Raw genomic sequence first — 9796 nt, forward strand, 5'->3', positions numbered from 1 at the left:
AGAATTTTTTGAATGTTTGAAATTAACTTTGTTTTTATATTATTATATATATAAATATAATTCAATATTATATAGATATTTTCTAAAACTTTTTGGATCCTGGTTTATCATTTAGTTTTTTTCTATAGGAAAGGATTGATCTAGGTGGTCAGAAGAAAGGTTTCTGCATATCCAAGACTGAAACTGTTTAATCCGCTATTAGCTCAAACAATAGCAGCATTTGGGGTTCTTGCCTTACCCCCTTTGTCAACTTTTATTGTAAAAGAGCTGGAACTTTCCGCTTTCATGATGGGCCTTATGATGTCATCATTTTATTTGGGCTGTATTGTCTTCTCCTTTTTCACGGGCAAAATTATCAACTCCCTTGGCATACATAAATCGATTTTTATATCACTCATTGTTATTGGTTCTTTTATTATGGCAAGCAGCTTTTTCGACTCGGTATGGGCAATGCTTTTGCTGCTGGCGTTATCGGGAATGGGATACAGTTTAATTAACCCTGCCATTAATTTATTGATCACACAGGATTTTTCAGTCGAAGTTCGGGGTTTTGCCATGAGCGTAAAACAAATGGGGGTAACATTAGGGGGAGTATTTACAGCGTTATTGCTTCCTAAGCTTGCCTTTATCTTCGATTGGAGGACTTCACTTTTTATGGGAGGTGCCATGGTGGTATGCTTTTCGCTTTATTTCTATTTTATGCTTAAGAGCTATGCCTCACCGCCAGCTCCCAACCCTAACCTAAATCACCTAAAAAATATTAAGATCTTTTTCCAGAATTCAAAGCTTGTCCGTTTAAGCATTTTGTCTTTCTTCTTTGTCGGTGCTCAATTTTCTTATTTTATGTACCTGGTTTTATATCTAAATTTGGATCTAAACTATTCGATCGCCGCTTCAAGTTTTCTGTTGGCCCTTTCCCAGGCATCGGGAGCAATTGGAAGGGTCATATGGGGAGCAGCAAGTGACCATTCAGGAGATAAACGGAAGGTTCTTTCATTGATAGGGATTCTTTCCTCCATATTTTTGGTGCTATTATCTTTGAGTCCCTTCTTTTCTATGCCCTATTTACTGATGGCAGCTATTACGATCATACTTGGATTTACTATTAGCGGATGGAATGGCATCTTCCAGGCCGCAATTATAGAGTATGGAGGAGAAAAAACAGCTGCTGTTTCAAGTGGAGTCAGCTTAACCTTTACCTATCTGGGCATTTTTCTCTTTCCACTCTTTTTTGGCTGGACGAAAGATTTATTTTCAAGCTTCAGCATATCCTGGGTCATCTTATCCATTTGTTTAATATTATCAACCATACTAATCTATAAAGATCAGCGTTCAGCATCAGTCAAAACGAAAAAATTTGCTGGATAATAGTAACAAACCACATAATCCCTACTTGACTAATCGGATAAATAGGAATTATAATGATTTTAATAAAACTTTTGGACAGTCTCACTCATAAGGGGGAGTAAAAAATGCCATTCAACAGAGAAACGCTCATCAAAAAGCTTCTTTCATTATCCAAGTTCCAGCACCAGCATAGTTTGTTTAGCTTAAGCGACAGAAAACTGGAAGCTCTGTATCTTGATCATATTTTATATTCCCCACACCCTCATAGCGGACATCAATCAATCAAATTAACAGGAAAAAATAGATGAGAAAAAAGCCTTCAATTGCTAACTTGCAATTGAAGGCTTTTTTTGTTTCTCAATCCCAAAATTCCATATGTTCCTTTTCAGATCGATAGTATTCCAATCTGTCCTGAAGTGTTCCCGTATGGAATTCAAATTTGTGTCCATCCGGATCTGTGAAATAGATTGATTTCTTATCCTTCTCATCTCTATGCCGGCCTGGCAAAATGTTAACATGAAGCTTCCGAAGCTTTTCGTAAATTTCTTCAAACTTAGACTCGTCAATGGTAAAAGCTATATGAGTGTAAGATTTTTCAATTTCATTCCGAGGTACATCACGTTCCTCATTCAATGCAAGCCACATGCCATTTAAATCGAAATAAGCAGTAGTCCTCCCTTTAACCAATAGCTTGGCATCAAACACATTCTGATAAAATGGAATCGACTTTTCCAAATCTGAAACTGAAAATAGGAAATGGTTCAAGCCTTTGACTGTCACATAATCAACCTCCTATCCTATATCCCTTGTCTTTGAAGCTTTTAAAAGCAAAATGGAAAGGATAATCAATAATAATACAAACACAATAGAACCCGTTTAATTCCGTGCCAGCTTCTGCACCATCTTTTCCTGCTTTACTTCTTCTTCTGCAGGTTTGGCGCGTTTAATGAAGAATGCTAAAACCAGAGCAACTGCAGCTATAAAGGTCGCTACAAAGAAAGCATCATTAATTCCTTCGAGCATAGCTTTCATTAGTACTTGCTGCTGCATTTCAGACATAGCAGCTTCAGTCAGCTGACCGCCTCCATTAGCCATCGCGCCTTCTTTTGCTATTTCGGCAGCATGTGTTTCCGTTCTTGTTGACATTACTGTCACTAATAGAGCAGTTCCAATGGCACCCGCAACTTGATTTAACGTATTGTTCATGGCTGTACCATGAGGATATAAATGTCTTGGCAATTGGTTTAAGCCATTTGTTGATACAGGCATCATGACCATTGACATGCCAAGCATTCTTATCGAATTTAGAATAATTAATTGCGTATAAGTCGTTTCCAAAGTCAACCTGCTGAAAACATATGTGGTTGCCACAGTGATCGTTAAACCGATAACAGCTAAAATACGGCCGCCAATCTTATCAAAAAGTCTGCCTGTTATAGGAGACATTACCGCCATGACAAGTGCTCCAGGGAGCATCATCAATCCTGCATCCAATGGGGAAATACCACGGATGGTTTGAACATAAATCGGAATAAGAATCATACCGGAAAACAGGGCCATATTTACAGTCATGGCAATGGCTGAAGACAGTGCGAACATTGGATATTTGTATACGTCAAAGTTCAGCATGGGGCGGTCGGTTTTAGATTGCTTCAATATAAACCATACTAAAGAAATTACACCAATCATAATGGTCAGGTATACATGGGGACTATCCCATCCTTTGTTGCCGGCAGAGCTGAATCCATAAAGAATCCCCCCGAAACCAATACTTGAAAGGAGGAGAGAAAAGATATCCAACCGGATATTTACTTTATCCTTTTTATCTTTTAACAAAGCAGCCCCCAGCAGCAAAATAGCTCCTGCTATTGGCGAAAGGAAATGGAAAAGCATTCTCCAGTCATAATGTTCAATAATCCAGCCTGAAAGAGTTGGACCAATAGCGGGAGCAAACATTAAAATCAGGCCAAATACACCCATTGCTGCACCGCGTTTTTCTACCGGAAAGCTGATCAGCATAACATTCATCAAAAGAGGCATCATGATGGCTGAACCGGAAGCTTGCAGCATTCTCCCCGTTAGCAGTATCGGAAATAAGTGAGCAACTCCAGCAATAATTGTTCCAGCTGTAAAAAGGCCCATCGCAACAATGAATAATCTGCGGACGGTATATTTTTCAATTAAAAAAGCTGTAGCAGGAATTAAAATACCATTAACAAGCATAAATCCTGTGGTCAGCCACTGCACAGTTGCCGCTTCTATTTTTAAATCTGCCATTATCGAAGGCAAAGCGATATTTAGTAATGTATTATTTAGAAAGGCAATAAAAGCCCCTATCATTAAAACAGCCAGTATCCCATAAGGGGGACGATCTGTTTTATTATTTATTGTTTGATCCATTGTTTTTCCTCCTGTACACTCAGTTCATTCTTTTATACTCACGTTACACACCAAACATATAATATACCATGAGTACAATTATTGCAATAAGAAAAAACCTTGTAAAATAGAGGGTTTGTATAAATCATTAGAATAAGGTACTATGAGATTATACCGACAGTTCAAATAAAGTGACAGGTGATTACGTATGAATGACAGGAAACAGCTTGTAATTAAAAAAGCACATCAATTATTTCTGGATAAAGGCTACCAAGCTACATCTATTCAGGATATTTTAGAATACACCGGAATATCGAAAGGAACTTTTTACAACTATTTTTCCTCAAAAAATGAACTGCTTATTTCCATTTTTAAAACCTTGCATAAAAAAATGGAATATGAGCGAAATCAGCTTCTTATAGGCAAGGACCCTTCAAGCATAGAGGTTTTTACAATGCAGGTTGAGTTTCAAATGAATATGAATCGCTCAAATAATTTGGTCACTCTTTTTGAGGAAGTGCTTGTTTCACACGACCCGGAACTCATGCAGTTTATAAAAGAAGGACAATTAAGAATGGTTCATTGGATTTTCCAGCGGTTTATTGAAATCTTTGGAGAAGAAAAGAAACCATATTTACTCGATTGTGCCGTTATGTTTCTCGGGATTCTTCATCATAACGTCAAATTCAGTACGAAATTCTTTGAACAGCCATCCAGCATCAATCATGTGATTCGCTATAGTGTGGATCGTATTTCAAAAGTTGTTGAAGAAGTTAGCTCTGCAGGAGAACAGCTGCTAAAACCTGAACTAATAGACAACCGCTTTAATCATTTAAAGCATAGGGACCAGGGATTTAAGCACAATCTTTGCAAAACCATATTCACGCTGAAAAAATCAATTCGGCAGCAGGAACAATCTCATTGCATTGAACTACTGGACTTTATTCAGGAAGAGCTGCTACATTCCAAAAAGCCAAGAAAGTTTTTAATCGATAGTGCTCTCCAAACTCTGCGCAACTGCCTTGCCTTTTTAGATGAAAAAGAATTTGAAACACTTGACCAGCTTGCTGCTGCATTTTTTAATCAAACAGAAGAAGAACTAGTTTAATCTTAGCCTACTCCTTTATGGGTAGGCTTTTTTAATGCCTTAAATGGAAGACTTCATATCCCTGCCCAATATGATCTTTCCCTTTTTCCGCTATGCATTCATATTCCTTCCAAAAACGGAAACAATAAAGGATGATGCCAAACTAACCGGTGATTTCTTTATGAAAAAAGAATTAAAAAAGAAGAAAGCCTTTACTGACTTTGACCTTGATGATTTGGAACGTTCTTTTTCCAAGTCCAATGATTTTAAAAAGGCTGCCTATTGCAATAAAAAAACGGGCACAAATTTTTCATTCATTTTTTTCTCTACACTTACTGATCAACAAATTATTAGCAGGAGTATACTCCCCGGGCTGCTGCTGGGTGAATTTTCAAAACTTGATGACTTAAAGAAGCTTCTCCCTTCGGCGGACATCCAGATATGCGAGGACCTTTCTAGGACGGAACAAAAGCTGCTAAATGGCTATGTCATGATATTAGTTGACGACGAAGAAAAAAAAGCTGCCTTCATTGCAGCTCAAAAAGAATTTGTCCGTGGATTGGGCCATGCAGAAGTTGAACATACAGTTATTGGGCCGAAAGAAGCTTTTGTGGAATCATTCGGGCAAAATTTAAATTTAATCAGAAAAAGGCTGCCTATTTCGGAACTTACAATTGAAGAATATTCGATAGGCAGTATATCCAAAACTCAAGTAGCGGTCTTATATATCGCCGGCATAACAAACGAGGATAACGTCAACATGGTAAAGGAGCGTCTCGAGAATGTTGACTTTGATGAAATAACAGATAGTTCCTATATTGTCCAGCTCATCTCAGATAACTCAAAATCTCCTTTTCCACAATTATTAGATACAGAAAGGCCGGACAGAGCTGCAGCTGTACTGGCGGAGGGCAAAGTTGTAATTGTTGTAGATGGTTCTCCCCACGTCTTAATTACACCGACAACCTTTGCGGAATTTTTCAGTTCCTTTGAAGATTATTTTCTTAATTGGATCGTGGCATCTTTTATAAGGATACTACGAGCGTTTGCTGTAATCTTTTCCATCCAGATTACACCCATTTATGTAGCAACGCTTACTTACCATCAAGAAATGATTCCTACTGATTTACTGGGAACACTCGTTTCCTCGAGACAGCATATCCCACTTCCGCCATTTTATGAAGCCTTATTGCTGGAATTGGTTATTGAACTTCTTAGGGAGGCTGGAGCAAGATTGCCAACCAAGGTTGGCCAGACAATCGGTATCGTTGGAGGGATTGTGATTGGGACTGCATCCGTTGAAGCTGGCCTAACCAGTAATGTCCTTCTTATTTTCATTGCATTAGCAGCACTGGCTGCATTTGCTACACCTGTCTATAAAATGAACAATACCATCCGGCTATTAAGATTCCCCTTTTTATTTTTTGCAAATCTCTGGGGGTTAGTGGGTGTATTATTTTGCTCATGCTTATTATTAACCCATATGATTAGGCTAACCTCTCTTGGCAGGCCCTTTTTAGAGCCATTTTATCCGCCAAGGTACCGGGACTTGAAGGATTCCTTTGTCAGATTTCCATTTAATCCACTTCGGCCCGTATATTTAAGAACACAAAATCCCTATCGATTTCATAAGGAAAAGACGAAAAAAGTAAAAAAAGATATCGATGAATAAGCCTGGCTTACAGCCAGGCTTATTCAGGATTTTGAATAATGTCCGGTTAACTGCTTTCGCTTTCACTTTTATTTGATTGATCTTCCCAGGGTGCAAAAGTAAATGGAATTCCAATCATTTTAGCAGTCAGCTCATCATAAGATACTAAATCTTTTTTGGACAACTCTTGAAGAGACTTTTTCCCCATCGCCCTTAAAGCGATTTTAATTTCCTCCGTACTCGCTGTTAAAAATTTTTCTGCTGATTTTACCCCATCTTCGACTTTAAAAGTATCCTTGAATTTTCCTTGGTTCCAAACGGCTTGAGTTGGCGGTTCGAATGGGAGTGAATTTAAGGTATGCAGATGGGATACAGTAAACAGTATCACAGATCCAAGATAGACAGCATCTGCTCCAAGGGCAAGAACCTTTAGAAAGTGGCCTGGTGTAAAAAGGCCTCCTGAAACAATTAAGCTGATTTCCCCCTTCTTTTTTCTTTTTTCAAGATGATTGGCAGCACGGACAACCGCATGCAAGGTAGGGATTCCAAAATCGTCAGCCAATAGAGGTGGCGCTCCCATTGTGGCTGCCTGCCCTCCATCAACAGCAATGAAATCCACCCCCATTTCTATCAGGTTATCAATATCTTCTTCGATTTTTCCGCCGGCTCCTATTTTTGCCCCGATTGGCACTCCACCTGACAGCTTCCGAAGTTCTTCCACCAGTTCCTTCAAATCATTTAAGGTCTGATTTTCAAAATAATGCTCCAATATATGGGCGACCTCATTATTTTTAAGACCCATAATTTCCCTGGCCCGCCCAGTCAAATTCTCTGGCGAAATATTCCCGCCCATGCCTTGCATCGCACCTTGGCCCAGCTTAAGCTCAATCATATCAGCACGTTTGATAACCTCTTCTTCCTTCCCCCATTCGGTTTTTGAAAACTGTAAAATATACTTTCCTGCACTTTCGAGTTCTTCAGGCAGAATCCCGCCTTCCCCTGAATTAATAGCTGTTCCTGTATTTTTGGCTGCTGTAGCCAGCGCAACTTTAACTTGTTCACTCAGGGCTATGCCATAGGCCATTCCACTGATCATAAGCGGGATTTTAATTTTCATTGGCTTTTTGGCTTTTGGGCCAATGGTAACCTTAACCTCCACATCCTCATCACCATCAATAGGAAAGGGCGATGTCTGAACAGGGATAAAGGTAATTTGGTCAAAATGAGGCCATTTTTTCGAAGAGCCAAACGGTCTGTGAAGAATATCACCAGTTTCAGCACGAAGGTTATTTTCAAGTGCATTTTGTACACCCATATGGCGGAATCCAGGGATTATTTCAATTAAGTTTTCCTGATAGCTGTCAGTAAATATAATTTTCCCAGCTTGCTTAACAATCCGCTTCATAATCCAGCGCCAGCCAATAAGCAAGAATAAAAAAATGACGAATAATAATGAAATCATACTTAAAATAATAATTTGTAAAATATCAGACATGCAAATTTCACCAAATCCTATATAGTCTTTTGTAATCCATTATTGCCATAGGACTAAAATTTAACCTGTAAATGGGAATTCACTTGATCAAGTATGAGTATATGCTAAGAAACTTACAGTGGTTTCTCAGTATTGATAAGGATCCTAAGAATATACTAGGAGTAGAAGAATATTTAACCGGGATCTTTTTTATTTAGTAGCGAAAGTTTGTCGTATAAGGAGTCTAAAAATGCACTTGTTAAATAACACCGCTCACCGTCCTTGGCCCGTCCCTTCTAACAACTGGATTATGAGGCAAAAATGGATAAATTTCCTATTTTTGCACTGGCCTGTAAAACCCGAACTTGTAAGAAATTTGATTCCCTCCCCCTTAAAATTAGATAATTTTCAAGGTTACGCATGGTTAGGATATATCGCATTTTTAATGGATGGCATCTATCCGCGCGCATTGCCAAAATTGCCTTTGACAAGAAGTTTCCCAGAAATAAATGTCAGAACCTATGTACAATATGACGGTAAGCCAGGAATATTCTTTTTATCTATTGATGTGAAAAACTGGGCTTCTTTAAAAATTGCACGGCATTGGTATCGTTTGCCATATCATGGATCAAACGTAACGATTGAAAATAAGGGGACAACCTATTCTTTTCAAAGCATACGCAATGAAAATAACCGCCATATTTCATTCAAAGCTTTGTATAAGCCGATCTCAGATGTATTTTTCCCTGAAGAAGGCACCCTGGATCACTGGCTGACAGAAAGATATTGCCTCTACAGTAGAGATAAAACATCGAATATCTATTGCGGTGAAATTCATCATCTTCCCTGGCCGCTCCAAAAGGCGGAATTTGAGATACAGTCTAATTCACTGGTTTCCCCTTTCAATATAAACCTAAGAAATACTAACCCAATCGCTCATTATTCTTGCGGCGTTGATGCACTTATATGGAATATCAGAAAATTTCACAGTAGATGAGAAAAATGTTCGACATTCCTTTTTCTCCGGATATTTTTATAGAATCTTGTTCAATCTATCAAAAGGGCATGATTTACTGAAATGAGGTGGAAGTGTGAATAACCCTGATTCAAATCAAGCGAGAAATACTGAGGAACCAAAACAAACAAAAGGCAGCCTTCTTGAATCTATGATGGAGCCAATGGATCAACTTTCAAAAGTCGCACCAGAGAATACGGAGAGAAAAACAAATAATAATGAAGAACGAATGTAAAGAAGGAAAGCTGGTATCGAAGGCTTAATTACATTGATGCCGGCTTTTTTATAAATATGGATTAACATGATAAAAGTAATTAGGCATGTTCACTTTATTATTATACTGCTTTTGGAAGATGTGAGTGGCAGGTGATACTGGGGGGAGTCCACCCGGAATAGACTATCTCCCACGATAGGATAGCTGGGAGCTTGGTAAAAACAAATGGAGTTTTGTAACTTATTTTAACTATCATATTTAATTTCTTCCGCTTCTGGCCAGTCTGGTTGTTAATACATTGGATTAACTCCCATATTCCACTAACTTTGCTCAGTTTCGTCGTTATTCTCTTCGATTAACTACCGTTTTCTCTTAACTTGGTCTGTTTCGTCGTTATTCTATTCGATTAACTACCGTTTTCCTCTTACCCTAGCCAGTTTCGTCGTTATTCTCTTCGATTAACTACCATTTTCCTCTTACCCTAGCCAGTTTCGTCGTTATTCTGTTCGATTAACTACCATTTTCCTCTTACCCTAGCCAGTTTCGTCGTTATTCTGTTCGATTAACTACCATTTTCCTCTTACCTTAGCCAGTTTCGTCGTTATTCTCTTCGATTAACTACCGTTTTC

At 38.5% G+C, this 9796-nt stretch carries 9 protein-coding genes; 6 read left to right on the top strand and 3 right to left on the bottom strand.

All coding sequences use genetic code 11. The features are described 5' to 3' along the window. The first annotated feature begins 144 nt into the window (after positions 1-144). Positions 145-1368 (top strand): MFS transporter, encoded by a 1224-nt coding sequence (locus tag DFO73_RS22445; protein WP_110066924.1) that lies wholly within the window; start codon positions 145-147, stop codon positions 1366-1368. Between the two features lie 104 nt (positions 1369-1472). Continuing rightward, a complete protein-coding gene (locus DFO73_RS22450) occupies positions 1473-1655 on the top strand; it encodes a hypothetical protein (RefSeq protein WP_110066925.1) in 183 nt (60 codons plus the stop codon). A gap of 49 nt (positions 1656-1704) precedes the next feature. On the opposite strand, the gene fosM is transcribed toward DFO73_RS22450, so the two are convergent. Both fosM and DFO73_RS22460 read right to left on the bottom strand, forming a co-directional pair. Beyond that, a complete protein-coding gene (fosM, locus tag DFO73_RS22455; RefSeq protein WP_110066926.1) occupies positions 1705-2127 on the bottom strand; it encodes a FosM family fosfomycin resistance protein in 423 nt (140 codons plus the stop codon). Between the two features lie 96 nt (positions 2128-2223). Next, positions 2224-3747: a DHA2 family efflux MFS transporter permease subunit gene (locus DFO73_RS22460; RefSeq protein WP_110066927.1), complete on the bottom strand. Its 1524-nt coding sequence runs from the start codon at positions 3745-3747 to the stop codon at positions 2224-2226. A 187-nt stretch (positions 3748-3934) separates the two neighbouring features. On the opposite strand from DFO73_RS22460, the gene DFO73_RS22465 reads away from it, so the two are divergent. Next, positions 3935-4834, top strand: coding sequence for a TetR/AcrR family transcriptional regulator (locus DFO73_RS22465; protein ID WP_110066928.1), 900 nt, complete (start codon positions 3935-3937; stop codon positions 4832-4834). A gap of 160 nt (positions 4835-4994) precedes the next feature. After that, on the top strand, positions 4995-6485 hold the full coding sequence (locus DFO73_RS22470) for a spore germination protein (RefSeq protein WP_110066943.1): 1491 nt from the start codon (positions 4995-4997) through the stop codon (positions 6483-6485). Between the two features lie 46 nt (positions 6486-6531). On the opposite strand, the gene DFO73_RS22475 is transcribed toward DFO73_RS22470, so the two are convergent. Then, positions 6532-7959: an FMN-binding glutamate synthase family protein gene (locus DFO73_RS22475; RefSeq protein ID WP_110066929.1), complete on the bottom strand. Its 1428-nt coding sequence runs from the start codon at positions 7957-7959 to the stop codon at positions 6532-6534. A gap of 229 nt (positions 7960-8188) precedes the next feature. On the opposite strand from DFO73_RS22475, the gene DFO73_RS22480 reads away from it, so the two are divergent. Both DFO73_RS22480 and DFO73_RS28870 read left to right on the top strand, forming a co-directional pair. After that, the gene (locus DFO73_RS22480; RefSeq protein WP_110066930.1) at positions 8189-8935 is read left to right on the top strand and encodes a YqjF family protein; all 747 of its coding nucleotides are present in this window, start codon (positions 8189-8191) and stop codon (positions 8933-8935) included. A gap of 94 nt (positions 8936-9029) precedes the next feature. Further along, entirely contained in the window at positions 9030-9188 is a 159-nt protein-coding gene (locus tag DFO73_RS28870; RefSeq protein ID WP_181396101.1) for a hypothetical protein, read from the top strand. Positions 9189-9796 lie beyond the last annotated feature (608 nt).

It is taken from the genome of Cytobacillus oceanisediminis (assembly GCF_003182355.1).
Taxonomy (GTDB): Bacteria; Bacillota; Bacilli; order Bacillales; family Cytobacillaceae; genus Cytobacillus; species Cytobacillus oceanisediminis_A.

Excerpts from the sequence above, each read along its gene's own strand:
- DFO73_RS22470 (WP_110066943.1), top strand. The coding sequence starts at position 4,995 with ATGAAAAAAGAATTAAAAAAGAAGAAAGCCTTTACTGACTTTGACCTT.
- DFO73_RS22475 (WP_110066929.1), bottom strand. The coding sequence starts at position 7,959 with ATGTCTGATATTTTACAAATTATTATTTTAAGTATGATTTCATTATTA.
- DFO73_RS22480 (WP_110066930.1), top strand. The coding sequence starts at position 8,189 with ATGCACTTGTTAAATAACACCGCTCACCGTCCTTGGCCCGTCCCTTCT.
- DFO73_RS22460 (WP_110066927.1), bottom strand. The coding sequence starts at position 3,747 with ATGGATCAAACAATAAATAATAAAACAGATCGTCCCCCTTATGGGATA.
- DFO73_RS22465 (WP_110066928.1), top strand. The coding sequence starts at position 3,935 with ATGAATGACAGGAAACAGCTTGTAATTAAAAAAGCACATCAATTATTT.
- DFO73_RS22450 (WP_110066925.1), top strand. The coding sequence starts at position 1,473 with ATGCCATTCAACAGAGAAACGCTCATCAAAAAGCTTCTTTCATTATCC.